We start from the raw sequence: 25,308 nt of genomic DNA on the forward strand, positions 1-25,308 counted from the left end.
TCTTATCCTTTTACTTTTTGTCTAACTGGCGCCATATCTCATCCGCCAGCGCAATAAACTGCCGGTCGCCGGTTTGCTGCCAGCGCCGCTCGTACCAGCCCGCCATCAGCAGCCGCACCCACGGACGCCAGCGCTGAATTTGCCGCCAGAGCTGATGCTCATCGATGCTCGCCTGTCTCGCGTATTCTGCGGCTAGCCGACGATGCGCGGCGGGATCGATCCACACCGCCGCCAGCTCCAGCGCGATATCGCCATCGCCCGCATATTCCCAGTCAATCAGCCGCAGCCCCGCCTCGCCGTGAACGATGTTGCCCGCATGAACATCCATATGTAACGGGGCGAGGCGCAGCGGCCGAGGCTCGCCGCGACGCAGCAGGCGTTTATGCCAGCGCAGCCACCTTGGCGTACGCCGCGCGGGGCTGCACTGTTGCCAGTACAGCTCAAGCAGCGGCCGCAGCGCGATACGCCAGCCAAAGCGCGGCTGCCGGTGCAGATGATACAGTAACCCTGCGAGCGCCGGACACTCCGGTAACGCGTTGACCACGTCGCCAGTGCAGTATTCCACCACCATCCAGGCGGGAGAATAAAAAACCGGCGCGGGCGCTAAGGAATCGGGAAGGCGTGACAGGACATGATACTGACGGCGAAAATCGCAGGCTGGCGCATGCGGATCGTGCGGCTGGCGCAGCACCCGCCTTTGCCGACCATCGCTGAGAATGCAGCTGCCGCCGCTCAGCCCGTTTTGGGACAGCGCGGCGACAGGCCTATAGCGCGGGAAAAAGCGCGACAGCACCTCGTCGCGCGTAAGCTTATTGTTGCTGAACTGCACCTTTACCTGACCAGATAATTTCGCCGGTCTGTACCAGCATCAGCTGCATTTTCAGCTCAGGTGAATTGACGTTGCCGGTCGCGTTGGAATAGAGCACATATTGTGCGCCAACGGTACGCGCAATGCCCATCGCTTTGCTGCGGCTGCCAAGGCTATCCTGCGGCGACAGGCCTAGCTGCTGTTTGGCTACGCCCAGCTGCTGCTGCGAGACCAGGGTGAATTTTCCGTTGCCTTCCAGCGCGTTGCGCAGCGCCGTGGTGGCCTCACCGGCATTCAGGGTGCCGTTGGTGCGGTTATTGACGCTGTCGACCAGCAAAATACTCCCCGCATTCACGCCGCTGGCCTGCAGCATCTGCCCGATCATCGGCTGCACCGCGGAACTCCAGTCAAAGTGACGTACGCGCGGCGCGGGCTGAGCTGGCTGCTCGCCGTGTTCAATCGGCCCCGGCTGCGTAGGGATCGCGGGAATAGTCGGCACAGTCGGCTGCGGCTGAACCGGCTGCTGCGGCTTCGGCTGCGCTTCCTCAACGGGAGCGGGTTCTTGACGTTGCCCCACGCATCCGGCAAGGAATATCGCCAGTGCGGTAACTAATGCATAGCGACATAGTTTAATCATTACGATTACCTCTTACAGATAAAGATAAAGTCGGGCTTTGTGCGCCCCCAGAATATTGGCGCTGCCATACAGCGTAACGGAAGAGTGCGCCGGAACCGTTATACTGCGCGCCGGATCCAGCGGATGCATTTCCAGCCCCCTGGCGTCATACCAGAAAAAGCGATAATGCACGGTCACCGGCACCTGGCGTTCATTAAACAATCTGGTGGTCGCCGTCGCTTGAATCTCGGATGCGGTCACCGTCGGTACTTCAGCGCTAATTCCCGCCGCCAGTACGTTTGATTCCATCACCAGACTTTGCCGATCGCTGACCGGAATTTCCGGATGCGAACCGCACCCGGCCAGTAACGTCACGGCCAGAAGTGCGCCGAAATGGGCTGCGCGCATGGATGTTAACCTTTATGAGCCAGCATCGGGCCTAATGGACGGCCGCCCAGCAGGTGCATATGGATATGGTAGACCTCCTGGCCCCCGTGGCGATTGCAGTTGACGATCAGGCGATAGCCATCGTCGGCAAGCCCCTCGTCGCGGGCGATTTTCGCCGCAACGGTCATCATGCGTCCCAGGGCAAGCTCATGCTCTGCGGTCACATCGTTGACGGTGGGAATCAGGATATTGGGAACGATTAGAATATGGGTTGGCGCCTGCGGAGAGATGTCGCGAAAAGCGGTAACGAGCTCATCCTGATAAACCACATCCGACGGGATCTCCCGGCGAATGATTTTGCTGAAAATCGTTTCTTCTGCCATGACTGATTCCTTAATAATTTTTATACCGTGCTCTGGCCTGCCTCTGCAGGTAAACGCGGATGCACAGGATTCCCCTAAGAGTATGAGCGAGTTACTCCCCCTCTTTCAACCTGAATGCGTTTTTTCTTACGCGACTAAGCGCTTAGCTGCTGACGGATTAAGCGTTTCTCAGCGGCATGCGGTGCCGCGCTCGCGAAAGCGGCCTGCGGACCGCTATTTTTACCCTTGTTTACACATTAAATATTAATGCGTATATTTCTCATTTGTATTCACAATAAAAGCAGTGCGCTGACAATCGACCGAGGCCATAGCGCCGCAGCGAATAACAACTATTGAATGATCAAGGGTTTATGATGTCTCTCTCCACCAATTCCCGGGATGGGCGAACCGCGCCGTCCCTGCTTGCTGTAGGCATAGCGCTGGCGCTGTTTCCAAACCTTAGCCAGGCAGCCGGCGCCGCCGAAGACACTATCATTGTAGAAGGTTCCTCAGATAGCGCGTCGGATACACAAGAACAGGACTACAGCGTCAGAACCACCTCAGCCGGGACCAAAATGGAGATGGCCCAGCGCGATATTCCGCAGTCGGTCAGCATCATCACCGGGCAGCGGATGCAGGATCAACAGCTACAAACCCTGGGCGGTGTGATGGAGCATACCATGGGGATCAGCGGCAGCCAGGCGGATTCCGACCGCACCAGTTACTACTCCCGCGGTTTTGAGATAGACAACTATATGGTCGATGGCATTCCGACCTGGTTTGAATCCCGCTGGAATCTGGGCGACGCGCTTTCCGATATGGCTCTCTTCGAACGGGTTGAGGTCGTGCGCGGCGCTAACGGCCTGCTGACCGGTACCGGCAATCCTGCTGCGTCGATCAATATGATCCGCAAGCACGCGACCAGCCGGGAGTTCAAGGGAGAGGTCTCGGCGGAGTATGGCAGCTGGGATAAGCAGCGCTACGTTGCGGATATGCAAAGCCCGCTGACTGACGATGGCAGCGTAAGGGCGCGCATTATCGCGGGTTATCAAAACAATGACTCGTGGCTGGATCGCTACAACAGCGAAAAAACGTTCTTCTCCGGCATTCTTGATGCCGATCTCGGTACATCGACCGCTTTATCCGCCGGCTACGAGTATCAGCGTATCGACGTGAATAGCCCGACATGGGGCGGTCTGCCGCGCTGGAATACCGATGGCAGCAGCAACCGCTATGACCGCGCCCGCAGCACCGCCCCGGATTGGGCCTATAACGATAAAGAGATCAACAAAGTCTTCGTCACGCTGAAACAGCGCTTTGCCGAGACCTGGCAGGCGACGATGAATGCCACCCATTCCGAGGTCAAATTCGACAGCAAAATGATGTACGTGGACGCGTATGTCAATAAAGCGACCGGAATGCTGGTGGGTCCTTATAGCAGCTACGGTCCGGGCTATGATTACGTCGGCGGTACCGGCTGGAACAGCGGCAAGCGTAAGGTCGACGCCGTTGACCTGTTCGCCGACGGCGGCTACGACCTGTTTGGTCGCCAGCACAACCTGATGATCGGCGCCAGCTACAGCAAGCAAAATAACCGCTATTTCAGCGCCTGGGCCAACGTGTTCCCCGATGAGATTGGCAGCTTCAATAACTTTAATAGCAGTAGTTTCCCGGAGACCAGTTGGGGCCCGCAGAGCCTGGCGCAGGACGATACCACGCGAATGAAATCGGTATATGCCGCGACGCGTTTTTCCCTGCTTGACACGCTGCATCTGATCGTTGGCGTCCGCTATAACAACTGGAGTATCGAGACGCTGACCTACAACATGGAGAAAAACCATACCACCCCCTACGCCGGGCTGGTTTACGACATCAACGACAACTGGTCGGCCTACACCAGCTATACCTCCGTGTTCCAGCCGCAGAACAAGCGCGATAGTTCCGGTAAATACCTGACCCCGATTACCGGAAACAACTATGAAGTGGGCCTGAAGTCCGACTGGATGGACAGCCGTTTAACGACGACTCTCGCCCTCTTCCGTATTGAGCAGGATAATCTTGGCCAGGCGACCGGCGGGCAAATCCCGGGCAGCAACGGCGAAGCCGCCTATAAAACCGTCGACGGTACCGTGAGCAAAGGGGTGGAGTTTGAAATCAACGGCGCGCTCACCGATAACTGGCAGATGACCTTCGGGGCGACGCGTTTTGTCGCTGAAGACAATGAAGGCAATGCGGTGAACCCTAACCTGCCGCGTACCAGCGTCAAGCTGTTTACCCGCTACCGTCTGCCGGTAATGCCTGAGCTGACCATCGGCGGCGGCGTAAACTGGCAGAACCGGGTATATAAAGATACCGCTACGCCGTACGGCACCTTCCGTGCGGAACAGGGCAGCTATGCGCTGGTTGATTTGTTCACTCGCTACCAGGTCACTAAAAATTTTGCTTTGCAGGGTAACGTCAATAACCTGTTCGACAAAACCTACGACACCAACATCGATGGTTCAATTGTCTACGGCGAACCGCGCAACTTCAGCATAACGGCCAGCTATCAATTCTGATCTCTGGTTAACGTGACAAAATCCGCGGGCGCGCTTTTAACGCCTGCGGCCATTAAAAAAGGCAGCCAGTTGGCTGCCTTAGTCTCCCCATATCACAACTTAGTTGCTGCGGATGTATTCATCCATTTCAGTTTTCAGGTTATCGGATTTGGTACCGAAAATAGCCTGAACGCCTGAACCTGCAACAACCACGCCTGCGGCACCCAGTTTTTTCAGGCCAGCCTGATCAACTTTCGCCACATCCGCCACGCTGACGCGCAGACGGGTGATACATGCGTCAAGGTTAGTAATGTTCTCTTTACCGCCGAAAGCGGCAATCAGTGCCGGAGCCATTTCGCTGGTGGCGCCAGCTTTGCTGTCTTCGGTTGCATCTTCACGACCCGGGGTTTTCAGATCCAGCGCTTTGATCAGCACGCGGAACACCACGTAGTAAACGATCGCATAGCAGATGCCGACTATCGGGAACAGCCACAGTTTGCTGCTGTTGCCGGACAGAACGATAAAGTCGATCAGACCGTGAGAGAATGAAGTACCGTCACGCATACCCAGCAGGATACAGATCGGGAAGGCCAGGCCTGCCAGAATCGCATGGATAATGTACAGGATCGGCGCAACGAACATGAAGGAGAACTCGATCGGCTCGGTGATACCGGTCAGGAACGAGGTCAGCGCTGCGGAGATCATGATACCGCCCACTTTCGCGCGGTTTTCTGGTTTAGCAGAGTGCCAGATAGCGATAGCAGCGGCCGGCAGACCGTACATTTTGAACAGGAAGCCGCCGGACAGTTTGCCCGCGGTCGGGTCGCCTGCCATGTAGCGCGGAATATCGCCGTGGAAGACCTGACCGGCTGCGTTGGTGTATTCACCAATCTGCATCTGGAAAGGAACGTTCCAGATGTGGTGCAGACCAAACGGCACCAGGCAGCGTTCAATGAAGCCATAGATACCGAACGCCACAACCGGGTTCTGGTAAGCAGCCCACTGGGAGAAAGTCTGGATTGCGGTACCGATCGGCGGCCAGATAAAGGACAGGATCACGCCAGTGAAGATCGCTGCCAGGCCGGAGATGATTGGCACAAAACGCTTGCCCGCAAAGAAGCCCAGATACTCAGGCAGCTTGATGCGGTAGAAGCGGTTGAACATGTACGCTGCGATGGCACCGGAGATAATACCGCCGAGTACGCCGGTATCCGCCAGGTGTTTAGCCGCAATCTCTTCAGCAGGTAAATGCAGGACCAGAGGTGCAACCACGGACATGGTTTTCACCATGATGCCGTAAGCGACGACCGATGCCAGAGCGGATACGCCGTCGTTGTTGGTGAAGCCAAGTGCGACACCGATAGCAAAGATCAGCGGCATGTTAGCGAAGACCGAACCGCCCGCTTCCGCCATGACGTGGGAAACTACGGCTGGCAGCCAGCTGAAGTTTGCGGAACCGACGCCCAGCAGGATACCTGCGATAGGCAGTACGGATACCGGCAGCATCAGCGATTTACCGACCTTCTGCAGGTTAGCAAATGCATTCTTAAACATAATTGAGAGTGCTCCTGAGTATTTGGTGCTTTTTTACGTTTTCACGCATTGGCTCGGGGGGAGAACCGCGCCGTGGACAGGACATCTAAGCGCCCTTTATTTATTACACAGAGTAAAATAATTACCGAGATGATTGTTTGACGGCTATCACGTTTCAATCAGACATCCATTAAAAACTTACATTGGTTTACATAACTCGTGTCTGAATGTTGCCAAAAAACCTTCACCGCCCCATTTGTGGCGGTGAACTTTACTCGCTTTGGCTATTAATTACGAGCCTTAAAATAATAAGCAATATCAGAGAGGTTGCAGCCGGGAGGGGTCGATATGAAAAAGCGTAGCGAAATTTTCCGTGGTCTGTTGCGCCAGCTGCTCCAGCGATACGCCCTTAAGCACCGCCATATACTCGGCGACGTCCCTGACCATGGCCGGCTGGTTCTCTTTACCGCGATGCGGTACCGGCGCCAGATACGGCGAATCGGTCTCTACCAGCAGGCGATCGAGAGGGACATAGCGCGCAGCATCGCGAAGCTGCTCCGCATTTCGGAACGTCACAATGCCGGAAAACGAGATGTAGAACCCCATATCCAGCAGCTTACCGGCGGTCTCCCTATCCTCAGTGAAACAGTGTAGTACGCCACCGCAATCCGTCACTTTTTCTTCGCGTAAAATTTCCAGCGTATCGGCGCGGGCATCGCGGGTATGCACGATAACCGGTTTATTCAGCTCCCGACCTATACGGATATGGTCGCGAAAGGACGCCTGCTGACGCGCTTTCGTTTCCGGCGTGTAGAAATAATCGAGTCCAGTTTCGCCCATCGCGACCACGCCGTCGTCTGCGGCGAGCTGGCGCAGCTCTTCAACGTCATACTCTTCATCCTGGTTTAACGGATGCACGCCGCAGGAGAAAACGACGTCGCGACGCTGGCCCACCAGTTCGCGCATACCGCGGTATCCCGGCAGCGTCGTGGCAACCGCCAGGCAAAATTTCACATCGCGCGCGGCGGCCTTTGCCAGCACATCGTCCACATCTTTATGCAGCGCTTGATAATCCAGGCCATCGAGATGGCAATGGGAGTCGACTAAAAACATGATGTCTCTCTCAGAGATGGGATACGGGAAGGACCGCCCCGGGTTGCAGGTAATGTTCCCAGCGCAGAAGGCGCTCGGTTAGCAGCAGTTCGCGATTAATGCCGACTACGCTCAGCAGCTGCTCGCGGCAGGCGCTGACGTCGCGCGCGATCGCCTGCAGGCGCGCCGCCGGCAGCGCAGCGGCCAGCTGATTGACCAGAGGCCAGACATCAGGATTGCTGATAAGGGTAATCCCCTGCTGCCTTTTTTGCGCGTCGACCAGCAGCGATGCCAGCCAGTGTAGGCGAATCGCGGCCTGTTCATGGTTTAACATCGGCAACAGCGTCAGCCAGTCGCCGTGGGTTAAAATATTTCCGAGAATCTGGCAAAGCTGCTGCCGCGGTGCCCAGTGAGCTTCCTGAAGCAGATCCAGCGCCGCCGCTGGCGCGTTGGCGCTCAGCCGCAGCGCCGCGAGCAGCGCGTCTTGTGACATTGTCACTTCTCGCTCTAACCACGCCAGCGCGTAGCGTTCTGAAGGCGGAGCGAGGTGAAATAACCGACAGCGGCTGCGCAGCGTCGCCAGCAGGCGCGCGGGTTCCTGACAGGCCAGGAAGAACCAGGTATTCTCCGGCGGCTCCTCCAGCGTTTTTAGCAGCGCGTTTGCCGCCGCGTCGGTCAGCATGGCGGCATCGCCGATCCACACCACCTTCGCGCCGCCCAGCCGGGCGTGTTCATAGAGCTTTTCGCTCACTTCGCGCACGGCATCGATGCCGAGCGAGCTCTTCCCCTTTTCCGGGGTCAACGCATAATAATCTGGATGGGTGCCGGCCTGCATCAGCTGGCAGCTATGGCAATGACCGCAGCTTTTATGCCCTTCCGGCTGGCGGCACATCAGAAAGCGACAAAGCGCATAAATCAGCGCATCGCTACCCATGCCCGGCAGGGCCTGAACCATTAGCGCATGGTGGCCGCGCCCCGCCTGATAGCTGGCAACCAGCTGTTCAAAGGGCGGGCGTAACCACGGATACCATTTCATGCGCCTTGCTCCGCGACCCACTGATTCACTACCGCCCGAATGTCGCGCTTCACGGCCTCCAGCGGCTGGGTAGCGTCAACGGTGCGTATAGTGGGATCCTGCGCCGCCAGTTCAAGGTAGCGCGCGCGGGTACGATTAAAGAAATCCAGCGACTCCTGCTCGATTCGGTCAAGTTCACCGCGGGCGCGGGCGCGCTTCAGGCCGACTTCCGGAGTCACGTCAAGGTAAAGCGTCAGATGGGGACGAAAGTCTCCCAGTACCGCGTCACGCAGGGTCGCCAGCATCGTCTGATCAATTCCGCGACCGCCGCCCTGATAAGCCTGGGTTGAGAGATCGTGACGATCGCCGATGACCCACTGACCGCGCGCCAGAGCGGGTTTGATAACCGTCTCCACCAGCTGTACGCGCGCCGCGTAAAACATCAGCACTTCCGCTTTATCATTAATCACTTCATCGCCGGTGGACTGAATATCCAGCACCAGGCTGCGCAGCTTCTCGGCCAGAATGGTGCCGCCCGGTTCGCGGGTAAACACCATATCGCTAACGCCCAGCTGTTTTAGCGTCTCTACCACACAATCACGCGCGGTGGTTTTCCCTGCGCCTTCCAGGCCCTCGATGACGATATAGTTACTGCGCATTTTTTTCCTTAAGTACTTTCAAATAGTCCTGGACCGAGCGGTTATGGCTGGCCAGGTTAGTGTTAAACGTATGTCCGCCCTTCCCGTCCGCGACAAAATAAAGGTACGGCGTTTTCGCCGGATGCGCGGCGGCGTTTAGCGAGGCCTCGCCCGGTGCGGCGATCGGTCCCGGCGGCATGCCGTTTATGACGTAGGTATTGTAAGCGGTTGGGGTTTCCAGGTCTTTACGCGTCAACTTGCCATTATAACTCTCACCCATCCCGTAAATCACGGTCGGATCGGTTTGCAGGCGCATACCGATCCGTAAACGGTTGATAAATACCGATGCGACGCGGTCGCGCTCGTCCGATACCGCCGTCTCTTTTTCGATAATCGAGGCCATTGTCAGCAGCTGGTTCTTATCGTGATACGGCAGATTCTCCATCCGCCCTTCCCAGGCTTTATCGACCGCGGCAACCATCTTCTGATGCGCCCGCTTAAGGATCGCGACATCGCTGGTATTGGCGGTATACATCCAGGTATCCGGCCAGAACCAGCCTTCGACCCAGTCAGGATGCTCGAGATCAAGGGCCTTCGCGACGGTTTCATAGCTATCATCCGCCAGCGTATGCTTGACGTAAGGCGCATCGCGCAGCTGGCGCAGGTAATCGCTCACCCGCATCCCTTCAACGAAGCGCAGCGGAAACTGCGCCTCTTTGCCGCTGGCCAGCAGCTGCAGCATCTGGCGGACCGTCATATCAGGCGTGAAGCGATAGGTTCCGGCTTTAAAATGGGAGAGCTCAGGCTCTATGCGCAGCAGCCACTGGAAAACCCGCGGTCGGTTAATGACTTTATCGCTATACAGCTGTTGCCCAAGCGCCAGGCGCCCCGTTCCGGTGGCAAGAGTAAAGATAGTCTCTTCTTTAATCAGCAACTTGCTGTCCGCCAGCTGGCGAACTTTCCACATACCGATGCCCGCGGCAATGCCCAGCACCACCACCAACAGCAGGATGAAACGTAACATTTTCTTCATGACTAATCAGACAGCTCACACAAAGGGGCTAAAAAATGGTAAAGCTCGCGGGCGGACCAACATTTATCGTTCCAGCGGCGAACAGGCACCAGCGGCATTAAGGCGTTACAGACCACGACCTCATCGGCTTCGCGTAACGCCTCGGGACGCATGGTGGCTTCGACAACGCGAAACGGCGATGGTGCCAGCTTAGCGAGAATGTACTGGCGCATAATACCGTTGACCCCCGCCTGATCGAGGCGCGGGGTAAAGACGTCGGATCCTTTACGCCAGAATACGTTCGCGGCACAGCATTCCGTAAGCCACCCGTCGCTGTCAAGGACCAGCGCCTCATCGGCGTCCGTCTGCTCAAGATGAGAACGAATCAGCACCTGCTCCAGCCGGTTAAGGTGCTTGAGTCCGGCGAGTGAAGGGTTGCGTCCCAGCCTGACAGGGCTCAGCGACAGGGAAATCCCCTCCTCGCGCCAGCGCAGATAGTGGGCCGGCCTGGGCGACACGCTGAGAATTCTCGTGGGATTGACGCAGCCCGCGGCGCTATAGCCGCGGCCGCCCGCTCCGCGAGTGATGATGACCTTCAGCACGCCATCCTGATGAGGCTGCGCCAGACGCGCCATCTCCTGCGCTAATAGCGCCCAGTCGTCATAGGGGATAAAGAGCTTTTCACAAGTCGTCTGCAGGCGGACCAGATGGGCTGACAGCAGTTGAACCTGGCCTCTGAGGATGCGCGCAGTGGTAAAGCAGCCATCGCCGAACTGCACGCCGCGATCGTTCACCGCGAGCGTTTCACTTTCAGCGCCATTGATTAAAAACATAAAAGACTCCTTATCGCTGGCCGGTTAGTTTCGCAGGAGGAGAGACATTGAACAAGCGGAGAAAACCGAATAAAAAAAGGCCCGACAAGCGGGCCAATTTTCGATGGGCATTGACGTCAACCGAGATGTTACGTCAGGCGCGCATCACACCTTTTTAAAGATTAACGAGCCGTTAGTGCCGCCGAAGCCGAAGGAGTTACACAGGGTATACTCCAGACCGCTTACCTGGCGCGCTTCGTGCGGGACGAAGTCCAGATCGCAACCTTCATCCGGGTTATCCAGGTTGATGGTTGGCGGAACGGCGCTATCGCGCAGCGCGAGGATGGAGTAGATAGACTCTACTGCGCCCGCTGCACCGAGCAGGTGGCCGGTCATTGACTTAGTCGAGCTCACCATTACGCGGCTGGCAGCGTCGCCGAAGACAGATTTCACCGCCTGCGCTTCTGCTTTATCGCCCGCCGGCGTAGAGGTACCGTGGGCGTTGACGTAGCCAATCTGGCTTGCGTCAATACCCGCGTCGCGAATGGCGTTCACCATCGCCAGCGCTGCTCCAGCGCCATCTTCCGGCGGTGAAGTCATATGGTAGGCATCGCTGCTCATACCAAAACCGACGATTTCAGCATAGATTTTCGCACCGCGTTTCTTCGCGTGCTCGTACTCTTCCAGCACGACCATGCCGGCGCCGTCGCCCAGCACGAAACCATCACGCTCTTTATCCCACGGACGGCTTGCCGCCTGCGGGTTGTCATTGCGAGTGGACAGCGCGCGCGCTGCACCAAAGCCGCCTACGCCCAGCGGGGTACTGGCTTTTTCCGCACCACCGGCGACCATTGCGTCAGCATCGCCATAGGCGATAACGCGCGCGGCGTGACCAATGTTGTGTACGCCAGAAGTACATGCGGTTGCGATGGAAATGCTTGGTCCACGCAGACCAAACATGATGGTCAGATGCCCGGCCACCATGTTAACGATTGTGGAAGGAACAAAGAATGGGCTGATCTTACGCGGTCCGCCTTTTACCAGCGAACTGTGGTTTTCTTCGATCAGGCCAAGCCCGCCAATACCGGAACCAATAGCGGCGCCGATGCGGGTAGCATTCTCTTCCGTCACTTCAAGGCCAGAATCCTGCATGGCCTGAATGCCAGCGACAATTCCATATTGAATGAAGGCATCCATCTTGCGCTGCTCTTTGCGCGAGATGAAGTCATCACAGTTAAAATCCTTTACTAAGCCAGCAAATTTCGTTGCATAGGCGCTAGTATCGAAATGGTCGATCAGGCTGATGCCACTCTGACCGGCAAGGAGAGCTTTCCAGGTAGACTCTACGGTATTGCCGACAGGAGACAACATGCCCAGTCCGGTCACAACTACACGACGCTTAGACACGGTTGTCCTCCAGGGAGGGAAAATAGATTCTTGTGGGACAAAATGTAGATAAAACTCAGGCGGTCGAATGACCGCCTGGAGATGTTCACTTACGCCTGGTGGCCGTTGATGTAATCAATGGCAGCCTGAACAGTAGTGATTTTCTCAGCTTCTTCGTCCGGAATCTCAGTATCAAACTCTTCTTCCAGAGCCATTACCAGCTCAACGGTGTCAAGAGAATCAGCGCCCAGGTCTTCAACGAAGGAAGCATTGTTGGTAACTTCTTCCTGCTTAACGCCCAGCTGTTCGCCGATAATTTTCTTAACGCGTTCTTCGATAGTGCTCATACTCTTAAATTTCCTATCAAAACTCGCTTTCGCGATGGTTTTCGTAGTGTATAAAATGTTGAAAAATTTGCAACTAAATCCCGGCAGGTCTTACCACGATTTTACGCTATTTTGCGGCTGTTTGCCCTCATAACGCAAATCATTTTGTACAAAACATTACAGTGAACCGCACAGACTGCGCGGTTCCTGAGCGTTTTGCGCAAATCTCGGTCAGACCATATACATTCCGCCGTTGACGTGCAGAGTTTCACCGGTGATGTAACTCGCTTCGTCAGAGGCTAAAAATGCCACCGCACTGGCGATTTCATTTGGAGAGCCGAGGCGCCCCGCAGGAACTGCCGCCAGCGTACCCGCACGCTGCTCATCGGTCAGCGCACGCGTCATGTCCGTTTCAATAAAGCCCGGAGCAACAACGTTTACAGTAATACCGCGGGACGCAACTTCGCGAGCCAGTGATTTACTGAAGCCAATCAGACCCGCTTTCGCCGCAGCGTAGTTGGCCTGACCCGCATTTCCCATGGTACCAACCACAGAACCGATAGTGATAATACGTCCATGACGCTTTTTCATCATAGCGCGCATTACCGCTTTTGACAGACGGAAAACAGATGACAGGTTGGTTTCGATAATATCGTTCCACTCATCATCTTTCATGCGCATTAACAGGTTATCACGAGTGATCCCGGCATTGTTCACCAGGATATCAACTTCACCAAATTCTGCGCGAATATTTCCCAGAACAGATTCAATAGATGCAGGATCGGTCACATTCAGCAGCAGACCTTTACCGTTAGCACCTAAATAATCGCTGATCGCCTGCGCGCCGCTTTCGCTGGTCGCAGTCCCGATAACTTTCGCGCCACGGGCAACGAGCGTTTCAGCGATTGCGCGGCCAATCCCGCGACTTGCACCGGTAACCAGCGCGATTTTTCCTTCAAAACTCATGGTTTTCCTCTTTTATTGCTCAAGCGCCGCAGACATCGCCGCCGGCTCGTTAAGCGCGGAAGCGGTCAGGGTGTCAACAATACGTTTAGTCAGGCCGGTGAGGACTTTACCCGGGCCAACTTCATACAGATGCTCTACGCCCTGTGAAGCCATAAACTCAACGGTTTTGGTCCACTGAACTGGGCTATACAGCTGGCGGATCAGGGCATCACGAATAGCATCAGGCGCCGTTTCACTTTGCACGTCGACGTTATTCACTACCGGAATCGTCGGCGCGTTAAAGGTGATTTTCTGCAGCTCAACGGCCAGTTTTTCCGCCGCAGGCTTCATCAGCGCGCAGTGGGACGGTACGCTGACCGGCAGCGGCAGCGCACGTTTAGCGCCCGCAGCCTTACAGGCTGCGCCAGCGCGCTCTACGGCTTCTTTGTTACCGGCAATAACAACCTGCCCTGGCGAGTTAAAGTTCACCGGAGAGACGACCTGCCCTTCGGCAGACTCTTCGCAGGCTTTCGCAATCGCCGCGTCGTCAAGCCCGATGATCGCGGACATCGCGCCGGTACCTTCCGGTACCGCTTCCTGCATAAACTTGCCGCGCATCTCAACCAGGCGTACGGCATCGGCAAAATCGATAACGCCTGCGCATACCAGCGCAGAATATTCGCCGAGGCTGTGGCCCGCCAGCAGAACAGGCGTTTTACCGCCCTGCTGCTGCCAGACGCGATACAGCGCAACGGAAGCGGTCAGCAGCGCCGGCTGAGTCTGCCAGGTTTTGTTCAATTCTTCCGCCGGGCCTTGCTGCGCAAGCGCCCACAGATCGTAACCCAACGCCGCAGAGGCTTCACGGAACGTCTCTTCAATTACCGGGTAAGCGGCCGCCATATCTGACAGCATCCCGACACTCTGAGAGCCCTGTCCCGGGAACACAAAAGCAAATTGCGTCATGTTTAAATCCTTATCCTAAAAACGAACCAGCGCGGAACCCCAGGTGAACCCGCCACCAAAGGCTTCCAGCAGAATAAGCTGACCACGTTGAATGCGGCCATCGCGAACGGCTTCATCCAGCGCACAAGGAACGGAAGCCGCCGAGGTATTGCCGTGTCGGTCGAGCGTGACGACGACATTATCCATCGACATTCCCAGCTTCTTCGCCGTGGCGCTGATAATGCGCAGGTTGGCCTGATGCGGCACCAGCCAGTCCAGCGCCGAACGCTCGAGATTATTCGCGGCTAAAGTCTCGTCCACGATATGCGCCAGTTCGGTCACCGCAACCTTAAAGACTTCATTACCCGCCATCGTCAGATAGATCGGGTTTTCCGGTTCGACGCGATCGGCGTTCGGCAGCGTCAGCAGTTCGCCGTAGCTCCCATCCGCATGCAGATGCGTAGAGATAATGCCCGGCTCTTCAGAAGCGCCCAGCACAACGGCGCCAGCGCCATCGCCAAAAATAATGATGGTTCCGCGATCGGCAGGATCGCAGGTGCGCGCCAGCACGTCAGCGCCAATCACCAGAGCGTAATCAACCGCGCCGTTTTTCACGTATTGATCGGCAACGCTGAGCGCGTAGGTGAAACCCGCGCAGGCCGCAGCGACGTCAAACGCCGGGCAGCCTTTGATACCCAGCATTGATTGAATCTGGCAAGCCGAGCTAGGAAACGCATGGGTACCGGAGGTGGTCGCAACAATAATCAGACCAATTTGCTCCGGCTTGACGCCCGCCATATCCAGCGCATTCTTAGCGGCTTCAAGGCCCATCGTAGCAACTGTTTCATTCGGTGCGGCAATACGACGCTCGCGGATACCGGTACGAGTAACAATCCACTCGTCAGACGTATCAACCATATTTTCCAGTTCAGCGTTCGTACGCACGTGCTCAGGCAGATAGCTGCCGGTACCAATAATCTTCGTATACATGTACGCTCAGTCACTCTTGGGTAATATACCGGGTTAACTCAAACTGCGAGGCGTCAGTCGTTTCCGGTCATCCGGGTTTGAGGCCTGGAACTTCCGCTTCTGCCGCCTTCAGGCAATTCGAAACCTGCAGGGTATAAAGATTCCAGGCGAGCGGCAATTCGCTGAGGAACCTGCCGCTGCACAGCCTGCACTGCCTGCTCTATCGCGACGCAAAAAGCGCGCTGATTGGCAGCCCCATGACTTTTAATCACGGAACCGCGTAATCCTAACAGACAGGCACCATTATACTGGTCGGGGTTGAGGTGACTGAATCGCCTCGACAGGCTTTTTTGTAACCAACGCTTTAATAAAAGCAGCCACCACGACCTTTTTTTCCCCTCTCCCTGTGATTTCAACAGTGAAAGGAACATTCTGACAACACCTTCCATCGTTTTTAATGTGACGTTGCCCGTGAATCCATCACAAACTAAAACATCCGTTTTGCCCGTCAACAATTCGTTGGCTTCCAGGTACCCAATATAGTTGAGGGTTGGCAGGGTTTTCAAAACTGCCGCCGCGTCACGAATGCTGCTGAGACCTTTCATCTCTTCTTCGCCGATATTCAGAAGTGCAACCCGGGGATCCTTAATACCGATAACTTCTTCGGCAAGAACCGCCCCCATAACGGCAAACTGCACCAGCATCGTGCTATCGCAATCGACGTTAGCGCCTAAATCCAGCACCACCGTTTTGCCCTTCAACTGATGCGGTAGCATGGTGACCAGCGCGGGGCGCTCAATTCCCTCAATGGGCTTAAGCAGCAGCTTCGCCAACCCCATCAGCGCGCCGGTGTTACCCGCGCTGACGCAGGCCTGCGCCCGCCCTTCTTTTACTAACTCCAGCGCGATGCGCATTGAGCTGCCGCGACTGGCGCGAATGGCCTGCGCGGGTCGAGCATCACTGGCAATAACCGACTGCGCAGGGATAACCTGCAGACGTGAACGTTGTTCAAAATCAGCTTTGGCAAGTAATGGCGCGATAGCGTCGGGATCGCCGACTAAAAGAAGTGTGAGTTGTGAATTAGAGTTCAGTGCCTGCAATGCTGCAGGCACTGTCACGGAAGGGCCAAAATCCCCGCCCATGACATCTAACGCCAGGGTTAGACGTGTCAAGGTATCGTCGCTGCCCGGTTCGGTTATTCCCCAGTTACCCGGGGAAATCCTCACTAAGCTTCATCACGCTTTCGCGTGATTACTTAGCGATAACCTTGCGACCGCGGTAGAAACCGTCGGCAGTGATGTGGTGACGCAGGTGTTTTTCACCAGAAGCTTTGTCTACAGACAGGCTGGTGACTGCGGTCAGCGCGTCATGGGAACGACGCATGCCACGTTTGGAACGGGTTGGTTTATTCTGTTGTACGGCCATGGACCTTACTCCTCAATTACTTATGCTTTAAGCTGGCTAATACGGCAAATGGATTTGGTTTTTGTGCCTCTTCAGGCAGTTCACCAAAGACCATGTCCGCGTCGGACACTTCACAGTGTTCAGAATCATGCACCGGAACTACGGGCAAGGCGAGGATGATTTCATCTTCAACCAGCGCCAGCAGATCGATTTCACCGAATTCGTTAACCTCAATCGGCTCATACGCTTCCGGCAGTGCCTCGGCCTGTTCGTCATTTCTGACGGGGCTGAAACAATACGTTGTGTGGACATGATGGGGGAACGGTTTCCCGCAACGCTGACATTCGAGGGTTACCGACACCGTCGCATCGCCGTTTAACACGGCAAGACGTTGGTTATCGATAGCGAACGACATGCTGCATTCCACATCGCTGTCCACGCTGACAACAGAATCAGCGACACGCACAGCCTGATCACGGGTATAGATACCTTGGTAATCTAAGCGTTTTTGAGCCGTGCGAACCGGATCGAGAGTCAGGGGTAATTTTACCTTTTGCATAGGGCGCGCATATTAACTTTGTAACGTCATAGAGTCAAAGAAAAAGGCAGCCTCAGGTTGCCTTTTGCCATTTATTCGCACACATTGCGGCGCATAGTTTAAAATGATGCTCTGCGAAGCGCTATATGTGGATGAAAAAATATGTCTGAACTAATCCTCGCGTCAACCTCGCCCTGGCGGCGAATGCTGCTGGAAAAACTGTCGGTGCCTTTTGAATGCGCGGCGCCGGAAGTTGATGAGACCCCGCTGCCCGGCGAACCCGCCCGCCAGCTGGTGCTGCGTCTGGCGCAGGCGAAGGCGCAGGCCCTTGCCGCGCGCTACCCTCAGCACCTCATTATAGGCTCCGATCAGGTTTGCGTCCTGGACGGTGAAATTACCGGCAAACCGCACACGGAAGAAAACGCCCATCGCCAGTTGAGAAAGGCCAGCGGCACCATCGTCACGTTCTATACCGGCCTGGCGCTGTACAATTCCGCCAACGGTCACCTGCAAACCGAATGCGAACCTTTCGACGTTCATTTCCGCCGTTTAAGCGACCAGGAAATTGAGAGCTATATCCGCAAGGAAAACCCGCTGCAGTGCGCCGGAAGCTTTAAAAGCGAAGGGTTAGGCATCACGCTGTTCGACCGCCTCGAGGGACGCGATCCCAACGCGCTGGTCGGTTTGCCGCTCATTGCCCTCTGCCAGATGCTGCGCCGGGAGGAGTGTAACCCTCTGCTCACCTGACCGCGATTTCATGTGGCCTCTTTATGAGGCCGTCAGCCGCCTTTAAGCAACGTTTTAGCCGCTGACCGGCGGCCGGAGCCTGTTTTACTCCAACTTAATTAATGCATCGCCTGTCACAGTTTATTTTTCCAGCGCCACTACAATCCAATTAAATAATGAAACGATGTTTTATTTTTAAATGGAGCTATTATGCCTACCCGCGCTACGGTTTTGTCCCTCGCCCTGCTGGCCGCCGCCAGCGCCAACGCCAATGACTGGCAGCGCCAGGGCATCGTAGAGGGCAATCTACCCGCCTCGTGGCAGCAGTTGAAAGCGCAGATGACCAACCCGGACTCGTGGCTCTCTGGCAACTCTCATAATTTTAATCAATGGCGACAGCAGGCTCGTATGCTGCTTCGGCAGTCTCTGCTGACCCCGGCGTCGACAATCCCCTTCGCACCGCAAACGCTCATGAGAGAAGACCGGGGAACCTATATCGCCGAGAAGCTGGCCTTCAACGTAACCGACGATAACAGGATTGCCGCGCTGATGTTGACGCCAAAATCACCCGGCCCTCACCCGGCTATTGTCCTGTTACACGATCATGGCTCAAAGTTTGACATTGGTAAGGAGAAGCTGATCCGCCCCTGGAGTGACGCCGCGCGGCTAGCCAGCGCCCAGGCGTGGGCGGATAAATTTTTCAGCGGCCGGTTCATCGGCGATGAACTGGCGCAGCGTGGTTACGTCGTGATAGCCATCGATAGCCCAGGCTGGGGAGATCGAGGGCCTATGGTCTACGAGCAGCAGCAGGCCCTGGCCAGTAACTACTTTAACCTTGGACGTTCGCTGGCAGGTGAAGTCGCCTATGAAGATCTGCGTACCGTTGATTTCGTCAGTACTTTAACAGCGGTGGATAATACACGCATCGGGGTATTGGGTTTCTCAATGGGGGGCTTTCGCGCCTGGCAACTGGCCGCCCTGTCTGACAAAGTGGCCGCGACTGCCGTTATCTCCTGGTTTGGTACCTGGCGCGGCCTGATGCACCCGGGCAACAACGTCCTGCGCGGGCAATCGGCCTTTTATATGCTTCATCCAGGCTTATCCGGCCGTCTCGACATTCCCGATATCGCCAGCATCGCCGCGCCAAAACCGATGCTCATTTATAGCGGCGGCAAGGATAAGCTGTTCCCGGCAGAAGCCGTTAACGATGCCTTCGCAAAATTGCATACAGTGTGGGGGTCGCAAAACGCGCAGGATAAGCTGGAAACGAAGACGTGGCCGGAACTGGGCCACGTCTTTTATAAAGAACAGCAGGATGAGGTTTTCCCCTGGCTTGCCAGGTGGCTCAAGCCCTGAGCCTGATGGCGGTTATTTGGCGCTACGCAAAACCTGCAGGCAGCGCTTAAGCTGATTATCCAGAGGCGCTTCAACGCGCATTATCTCGCCGCTCCCCGGATGGGTAAACTTCAGCGCCGCCGCATGGAGAAACAGTCGGTTAAGGCCGGTGCCTGCCAGCTGCTTATCAAATTCACGGTCGCCGTAACGATCGTCGAAAGCGATGGGATGGCCGGCATATTGCGTATGCACGCGGATTTGATGCGTACGACCGGTTACCGGGCTGCAGCGCACCAGCGTCGCATGGGTAAAACGCTCTTCGACTTTAAAACGCGTCTCAGAAGGTTTCCCCTCCTGGTTAACCCGCACAATACGCTCACCGCTCTGCAGAATATTTTTCAGCAGCGGGGCCTGCACCACTTTAGTATGCGATTGCCACTGCCCGCGCACCAGCGCCAGGTAATCCTTCTGCATGCCTTTGTCGCGCAGCTGCTCATGCAGGGAACGCAGCGCTGAGCGCTTTTTGGCGACCAGCAGAACGCCAGAGGTGTCGCGGTCAAGGCGATGCACCAGTTCCAGGAAACGCGCTTCCGGGCGCAGCGCGCGCAAACCTTCGATCACGCCAAAGCTCAGCCCGCTGCCGCCGTGGACCGCAGTGCCTGAAGGCTTGTTAAGCACCAGAATATGATCGTCTTCATATAAAATCACATCGGCCAGCGCGGCCACTTTTTGCAGGTGCGGAGAGACCGCCTCTTCTTCTTTCTCAGATACGCGGACCGGCGGGATGCGCACTTCGTCGCCGGCTTCCAGCTTATATTCCGGCTTCACGCGCTTTTTGTTAACCCGCACCTCGCCTTTACGCAAGATGCGATAAATCATGCTCTTCGGTACGCCCTTCAGCTGCGTACGCAAAAAGTTGTCGATACGTTGCCCGGCTTCATCATCAGCAATGGCAACCATTTTTACGCTTGGGATCTCAGTTTTCATGGTGCGCGATTTTAAATAGCCCGACGCATTAGCGCCACTCATTTTTATATGCTTATATTTATCATCATCCGGATTTCACCGTATGCTTCATCATCGTTTTGTTTGTTATTAGAACAATCTGTATACGCGGGTGAAAAAACTGTGAGTAACCGGGTGATAAAAGGTGAAAGTCAACTTGCTATAACAAGCTTAGCAATGGAATAATGATGCAGTATTCCGTACTGAAACTTGTTAGAACAAGAAATTAGCGGAATGACCAATTTTGTCTGACCGATCATCAACGCAGCAATGGCGTAAGACGTATTGATCTTTCAGACAGTTAGCGGGCTGCGGGTTGCAGTCCTTACCGGTACAGGCTCTATGGATTTCACGGCGCAGGAAGGCGTTCACACTGGGATATCCCGGCGCTCATCTGGATCAAATGATTAAGATGAGCAGGTTAAGCCGCCACGCCGGCTACGTGAAAAACGATGGGTATAAATGGAATCTTCTCTGGTGATACATCCCAGGCAGTTCCCCTGATAATTGCGCTGTGTTTCCGTTTGAAATACAGGCGACCGACACTCTGCGCCTCTTAAGCGCGCGACAACCGTGAGGTTGGCGACGTGAAACAGACACGAGGCCATCGGTTTCCCCCGGTAAGGCGTTACTCTGCCCGTAGCTTAGTCGTCAATGTAAGAATAATGAGTAAGTTACGATGAAAAGAATGTTAATCAACGCAACTCAGCAGGAAGAGTTGCGCGTCGCCCTTGTTGATGGGCAGCGCCTGTACGACCTGGATATCGAAAGCCCCGGGCACGAACAGAAAAAAGCGAACATCTACAAAGGCAAAATCACTCGTATAGAACCTAGCCTCGAAGCCGCGTTTGTTGATTATGGTGCCGAGCGTCATGGTTTCCTCCCTCTTAAAGAAATCGCCCGCGAATACTTCCCTGCCAACTACAATTCTCATGGTCGTCCGAACATCAAGGACGTGCTGCGTGAAGGTCAGGAAGTTATTGTCCAGATTGATAAAGAAGAGCGTGGCAATAAAGGCGCCGCGCTGACGACCTTTATTAGCCTGGCGGGCAGCTATCTGGTGCTGATGCCGAATAACCCACGCGCTGGCGGTATTTCACGCCGCATCGAGGGTGACGATCGCACCGAACTTAAAGAAGCGCTGGCCAGCCTTGAGCTGCCGGACGGCATGGGACTTATCGTTCGCACCGCCGGCGTCGGCAAGTCCGCCGAAGCGCTGCAGTGGGACTTAAGCTTCCGCCTGAAGCATTGGGAAGCCATCCAGAAAGCCGCAGAAAATCGCCCTGCTCCGTTCCTGATCCATCAGGAAAGCAACGTGATTGTGCGCGCGTTCCGCGACTATCTGCGCCAGGATATCGGCGAAATTCTGATTGATAACCCGAAAGTGCTTGAGCTGGCTCGCCAGCACATCGCGGCGCTGGGTCGTCCGGATTTTAGCAGCAAAATTAAGCTGTACACCGGGGAAATCCCGCTGTTCAGCCACTATCAAATCGAATCGCAGATTGAATCCGCTTTCCAGCGTGAAGTGCGTCTGCCTTCCGGCGGTTCTATCGTTATCGACAGCACCGAAGCGCTGACCGCTATCGATATCAACTCCGCACGCGCCACCCGCGGCGGCGACATCGAAGAAACGGCGTTTAACACCAACCTGGAAGCGGCAGATGAAATCGCTCGTCAGCTGCGTCTGCGCGACCTTGGCGGCCTGATCGTTATCGACTTCATCGATATGACCCCGGTTCGCCATCAGCGTGCGGTGGAAAACCGCCTGCGCGAAGCCGTCCGTCAGGACCGAGCGCGGATCCAGATCAGCCATATTTCACGCTTTGGACTGCTGGAGATGTCGCGCCAGCGCCTGAGCCCGTCGCTCGGCGAGTCCAGCCATCATGTCTGCCCGCGCTGTAGCGGAACGGGTACCGTGCGCGATAACGAATCGCTGTCGCTTTCCATTCTGCGTTTGATTGAAGAAGAAGCGCTGAAAGAGAACACCAAAGAAGTTCACGCTATCGTGCCGGTGCCGATTGCCTCTTACCTGCTGAACGAAAAACGTGCTGCGGTAAGCGCGATTGAAACCCGTCAGACCGATGTGCGCGTCATTATCGTGCCAAACGACCAGATGGAAACGCCGCACTACTCCGTTCTGCGCGTGCGTAAAGGCGAAGAAACCTCCACGCTGAGCTATCTGCTGCCGAAACTGCACGAAGAAGAGATGGCCATGCCTTCTGATGAAGAGCCGGCCGAGCGTAAGCTTCCGGAACAACCGGCGCTGGCCGCTTTTGTCATGCCTGAAGCCCCTCCGGCTCCGGCACAGGAAGAGCCGACGAGGGCAACAGCTACCGTTACGCCTGCCGCATCCGCACCGAAGGCCGCAGCGCCGGCCCAGCCTGGTCTGATTGCCCGCTTCTTCAGCGCCCTGAAAAATATGTTCTCTGGCGCGGAAGAGACTAAACCGGCAGAAGTTCAGGTTGAGAAAAAAGCGGAAGAGAAATCCGAACGTCAGCAGGAGCGTCGTAAACCGCGTTCTAACAACCGCCGCGATCGCAATGACCGTCGTGACAACCGGGATAATCGCGATAGTCGTGATAACCGTGATAGTCGTGCCGAGAATAGCGAAGGCCGGGAGTCTCGCGAAGAAAACCGCCGTAACCGTCGTGAGAAGCAGCAGAACGCCGAGCCGCGCGAAATTCGCCAGACCACGGTAGAAGATAGCGAAAAAGGCAAAGCTCGCGACGAGCAGCAGCCGCGCCGCGAACGTAATCGTCGTCGTAACGATGATAAACGTCAGGTTCCGCAGGAAGCCAAAACGCAAACCCGTGAAGAGCCAATCGTACAGGATAGCGAGCAGGAAGAACGCGTCCAGACTATGCCGCGTCGTAAACCGCGTCAGCTGGCGCAGAAGGTTCGTTTCGAATCGGCTGCCGCTGAGCAGGTTGTCGAGCCGGTAGCCGCAGCGCAGGTAACCGAAGCGCCTGTCGTCCAGCCGGAAACCGTTGCTCCACGTACTGAACTGGCAAAAGTCGATCTGCCGGCGGTCGTTGAGACAGCTGCGGAACATGACGACAACGGTGAAGCCCGCGAATCTAACGGCATGCCGCGCCGTTCGCGTCGCTCGCCTCGTCACCTGCGCGTAAGCGGCCAGCGCCGTCGTCGCTACCGTGATGAGCGTTACCCGACGCAATCCCCGATGCCGCTGACCGTTGCCTGCGCATCGCCGGAAATGGCGTCTGGTAAAGTGTGGATCCGCTATCCGGTGGTTCGTCCGCAGGACCAGCAGCAGGAAGACGCTCCGGTTCAGGAGTTCTCCGTCGCTGCGGCTGAGCCGATCATTACGCCAGCGGCTGCCGCCGAGCCGGTTGTTTCTGAAGTCATTGCGCCGGCAGCAGCAGAAGATAGCGCAGCCATCTCCGAACCTGTGGCGGTGATTAACGAACCGGAAGTCCCGGTCGTTGAAACTACCCATCCGGAAGCTATCGCCACCCCGGTTGATGAACAGCCGCAGCTGATTGCAAAAGCCGATGAAGCCGTAGTCGAAGACGTTGTCGCAGAAGCCGTCGAAGTTGATGCGAAAGACGCCGTCGAGCCGGAAGCAACGGCCCCTGTGTCTGAACCCGTTGTAGCCGAACCTGCTGCAGCCGAAGAAGCGCCTGAGGTTGTTGAAGAAGCGCCTGTCGTTTCCGCGCCAGCGCCAGTAGCGGAGCCGGTGGTTGAGGCTAAGCCAGCTGTCGAAGCCGCGCCGGTAGTTAAGGTCGCCAATCGTCACGCGACGGCGCCGATGACGCGTGCGCCTGCACCAGACTACGTGCCTGAAGCGCCGCGTCAAAGCGATTGGGTTCGCCCGAACTTTGATTTTGACGGTAAAGGCTCTGCTGGCGGCCATAGCGCCACGCATAAAGCCACTGCCGGACCTACCCGTCCGCAGTCCGTAGAGTAACCTCTACAAGACCGGCCCTGGCGGCCGGTCTTTTTTTATTCCCCTTCCGGCCGCTGCATCCCCGCTACCTGAGGCATGACCTCGCGCATCAGATCGAGAAACTTACGCAACCGCGTCGGATAGTAGCGCGCCCAGGGATAGACGAGGTGGACCGGCAGCGGCGAGGCTCGCCACTGCGGGAACAGCTCCACCAAACGCCCGGCGGCGATATCCTCCACGACCGCCCAGCTCGATACGATCGCCGCGCCCAGCCCCGCCAGCGCGGTATTACGCGCGACATGCACGCTATCGGTACTCAGGCACGGCGCGATACCGAAGGTGGCGATCTGTTCATCCGTCTGAGACCGCAGCGTCACCTCGTGCTGATAAAACGTGCTGATGGCTATCCACGGCAGCATCGACATCTCCTGCGGCGCGCTTAACGGCGGCGAGTTCGCCAGCAGCGTCGGAGACGCGACTACGCTGCGTGGAACCTCGGCCAGCAATACCGATACCGTAGCCGGATCCACCTCCGCTCCCACGCGAATCGCGCAGTCGATACCCTCGCTCAGGAAATCAACCGTCTTATCGTTCAGCATCCATTCCACCGACAGCTGGGGATAGCGCTGCAAAAAATCCACCAGCGGCCCCAGCAGCTGCTGCTGACCGAACGCATGCGGCGCCCGCACTCGTAATATTCCCACGGGCCGATCATCGGTGATCCGCAGGTCGTCCTCGAGCGCCAGCCAGGCATCGACGACCTGGCGGGCGTGCTGATAGCAGCGCTCACCATCATCGGTCAGCTTCATCGCGTGGGTGGTACGCAGAATCAGCTTTGCGCCAAGCAGCGCCTCCAGTGACTGAAGCCGTCGGCTTACCGTCGCCTGGGTTGTATTCATCTGCGCCGCCGCGGCGGAGAGAGAACCGGCCTCGACAATACGAATAAAGGTACGCATCAGTTCGATACGATCTATACGCTCTTGCCTCTTCATTTTTATTTTGCCTATACGTTT

Annotated in this window: 24 protein-coding genes; 4 read left to right on the forward strand and 20 right to left on the reverse strand. The window is 56.3% G+C overall.

Translation table 11 applies throughout. The features are described from left to right. Positions 1–10: 10 nt before the first annotated feature. From thiK to hinT, 4 genes are read right to left on the reverse strand one after another with little or no spacing between them, the layout of a single operon-like run. A complete protein-coding gene (gene thiK, locus ACE3MN_RS16195) occupies positions 11–829 on the reverse strand; it encodes a thiamine kinase (RefSeq protein ID WP_049130240.1) in 819 nt (272 codons plus the stop codon). After that, a complete protein-coding gene (gene lpoB, locus ACE3MN_RS16200) occupies positions 810–1,445 on the reverse strand; it encodes a penicillin-binding protein activator LpoB (protein ID WP_004131417.1) in 636 nt (211 codons plus the stop codon). The genes thiK and lpoB overlap by 20 nt, the downstream gene beginning before the upstream one ends. Positions 1,446–1,457: 12 nt before the next feature. Further along, positions 1,458–1,832, reverse strand: a complete 375-nt coding sequence (locus ACE3MN_RS16205) for a YcfL family protein (RefSeq protein ID WP_004131416.1) — start codon at positions 1,830–1,832, stop codon at positions 1,458–1,460. A 5-nt stretch (positions 1,833–1,837) separates the two neighbouring features. Further along, positions 1,838–2,194 (reverse strand): purine nucleoside phosphoramidase, encoded by a 357-nt coding sequence (gene hinT, locus ACE3MN_RS16210; protein WP_004112181.1) that lies wholly within the window; start codon positions 2,192–2,194, stop codon positions 1,838–1,840. Between the two features lie 353 nt (positions 2,195–2,547). On the opposite strand from hinT, the gene fhuE reads away from it, so the two are divergent. After that, the gene (gene fhuE, locus ACE3MN_RS16215) at positions 2,548–4,731 is read left to right on the forward strand and encodes a ferric-rhodotorulic acid/ferric-coprogen receptor FhuE (RefSeq protein ID WP_375364391.1); all 2,184 of its coding nucleotides are present in this window, start codon (positions 2,548–2,550) and stop codon (positions 4,729–4,731) included. A 99-nt stretch (positions 4,732–4,830) separates the two neighbouring features. Here the strand turns inward: fhuE and ptsG are convergent, their stop codons facing one another. From ptsG to yceD, 14 genes are all read right to left on the reverse strand, one after another. Then, positions 4,831–6,264 carry a PTS glucose transporter subunit IIBC gene (ptsG, locus tag ACE3MN_RS16220; RefSeq protein WP_004132359.1) on the reverse strand — a complete coding sequence of 478 codons (1,434 nt, stop codon included), beginning with the start codon at positions 6,262–6,264 and terminating at the stop codon, positions 4,831–4,833. Positions 6,265–6,561: 297 nt separating this feature from the next. After that, positions 6,562–7,356, reverse strand: coding sequence for a metal-dependent hydrolase (locus ACE3MN_RS16225; protein ID WP_024359544.1), 795 nt, complete (start codon positions 7,354–7,356; stop codon positions 6,562–6,564). Positions 7,357–7,366: 10 nt separating this feature from the next. Next, complete coding sequence (gene holB / locus ACE3MN_RS16230; protein ID WP_064342464.1) at positions 7,367–8,371, reverse strand: DNA polymerase III subunit delta'; 1,005 nt, start codon at positions 8,369–8,371, stop codon at positions 7,367–7,369. Beyond that, a complete protein-coding gene (gene tmk, locus ACE3MN_RS16235; RefSeq protein ID WP_004132353.1) occupies positions 8,368–9,009 on the reverse strand; it encodes a dTMP kinase in 642 nt (213 codons plus the stop codon). The genes holB and tmk overlap by 4 nt, the downstream gene beginning before the upstream one ends. Next, a complete protein-coding gene (gene yceG, locus ACE3MN_RS16240; RefSeq protein ID WP_004132351.1) occupies positions 8,999–10,021 on the reverse strand; it encodes a cell division protein YceG in 1,023 nt (340 codons plus the stop codon). Before yceG ends, tmk begins: the two co-directional genes overlap by 11 nt. Before the next feature lie 2 nt (positions 10,022–10,023). Then, a complete protein-coding gene (gene pabC, locus ACE3MN_RS16245; protein ID WP_101868398.1) occupies positions 10,024–10,833 on the reverse strand; it encodes an aminodeoxychorismate lyase in 810 nt (269 codons plus the stop codon). A 144-nt stretch (positions 10,834–10,977) separates the two neighbouring features. Beyond that, a complete protein-coding gene (gene fabF / locus ACE3MN_RS16250) occupies positions 10,978–12,219 on the reverse strand; it encodes a beta-ketoacyl-ACP synthase II (protein ID WP_004132347.1) in 1,242 nt (413 codons plus the stop codon). Positions 12,220–12,308: 89 nt separating this feature from the next. Next, positions 12,309–12,545: an acyl carrier protein gene (gene acpP, locus ACE3MN_RS16255; RefSeq protein ID WP_000103754.1), complete on the reverse strand. Its 237-nt coding sequence runs from the start codon at positions 12,543–12,545 to the stop codon at positions 12,309–12,311. 210 nt (positions 12,546–12,755) lie between these two features. Continuing rightward, positions 12,756–13,490 carry a 3-oxoacyl-ACP reductase FabG gene (gene fabG, locus ACE3MN_RS16260; RefSeq protein ID WP_004131399.1) on the reverse strand — a complete coding sequence of 245 codons (735 nt, stop codon included), beginning with the start codon at positions 13,488–13,490 and terminating at the stop codon, positions 12,756–12,758. A gap of 12 nt (positions 13,491–13,502) precedes the next feature. Beyond that, entirely contained in the window at positions 13,503–14,432 is a 930-nt protein-coding gene (gene fabD / locus ACE3MN_RS16265; RefSeq protein ID WP_004132345.1) for an ACP S-malonyltransferase, read from the reverse strand. Between the two features lie 15 nt (positions 14,433–14,447). Continuing rightward, positions 14,448–15,401, reverse strand: coding sequence for a beta-ketoacyl-ACP synthase III (locus ACE3MN_RS16270; RefSeq protein ID WP_004131395.1), 954 nt, complete (start codon positions 15,399–15,401; stop codon positions 14,448–14,450). A gap of 53 nt (positions 15,402–15,454) precedes the next feature. Then, positions 15,455–16,552: a phosphate acyltransferase PlsX gene (gene plsX, locus ACE3MN_RS16275; protein ID WP_071830712.1), complete on the reverse strand. Its 1,098-nt coding sequence runs from the start codon at positions 16,550–16,552 to the stop codon at positions 15,455–15,457. Positions 16,553–16,631: 79 nt separating this feature from the next. After that, the gene (gene rpmF / locus ACE3MN_RS16280) at positions 16,632–16,805 is read right to left on the reverse strand and encodes a 50S ribosomal protein L32 (RefSeq protein ID WP_004101077.1); all 174 of its coding nucleotides are present in this window, start codon (positions 16,803–16,805) and stop codon (positions 16,632–16,634) included. A 16-nt stretch (positions 16,806–16,821) separates the two neighbouring features. Next, a complete protein-coding gene (yceD, locus tag ACE3MN_RS16285) occupies positions 16,822–17,343 on the reverse strand; it encodes a 23S rRNA accumulation protein YceD (RefSeq protein WP_004131393.1) in 522 nt (173 codons plus the stop codon). Positions 17,344–17,484: 141 nt separating this feature from the next. Between yceD and ACE3MN_RS16290 the strand changes: the two genes are divergently transcribed. Further along, positions 17,485–18,069 (forward strand): Maf family protein, encoded by a 585-nt coding sequence (locus tag ACE3MN_RS16290; protein ID WP_004132337.1) that lies wholly within the window; start codon positions 17,485–17,487, stop codon positions 18,067–18,069. A gap of 189 nt (positions 18,070–18,258) precedes the next feature. Beyond that, positions 18,259–19,404, forward strand: a complete 1,146-nt coding sequence (locus ACE3MN_RS16295; RefSeq protein WP_131930769.1) for a dienelactone hydrolase family protein — start codon at positions 18,259–18,261, stop codon at positions 19,402–19,404. Positions 19,405–19,416: 12 nt separating this feature from the next. On the opposite strand, the gene rluC is transcribed toward ACE3MN_RS16295, so the two are convergent. Beyond that, positions 19,417–20,370, reverse strand: a complete 954-nt coding sequence (rluC, locus tag ACE3MN_RS16300; protein WP_004132333.1) for a 23S rRNA pseudouridine(955/2504/2580) synthase RluC — start codon at positions 20,368–20,370, stop codon at positions 19,417–19,419. 697 nt (positions 20,371–21,067) lie between these two features. On the opposite strand from rluC, the gene rne reads away from it, so the two are divergent. Continuing rightward, positions 21,068–24,316: a ribonuclease E gene (rne, locus tag ACE3MN_RS16305; protein ID WP_082237292.1), complete on the forward strand. Its 3,249-nt coding sequence runs from the start codon at positions 21,068–21,070 to the stop codon at positions 24,314–24,316. A 35-nt stretch (positions 24,317–24,351) separates the two neighbouring features. Here the strand turns inward: rne and ACE3MN_RS16310 are convergent, their stop codons facing one another. Next, on the reverse strand, positions 24,352–25,287 hold the full coding sequence (locus tag ACE3MN_RS16310) for a LysR family transcriptional regulator (protein ID WP_024359550.1): 936 nt from the start codon (positions 25,285–25,287) through the stop codon (positions 24,352–24,354). Positions 25,288–25,308: the final 21 nt, after the last annotated feature.

Origin of the sequence: Klebsiella grimontii (assembly GCF_042137965.1) — a bacterium.
Taxonomy (GTDB): domain Bacteria; phylum Pseudomonadota; class Gammaproteobacteria; order Enterobacterales; family Enterobacteriaceae; genus Klebsiella; species Klebsiella grimontii.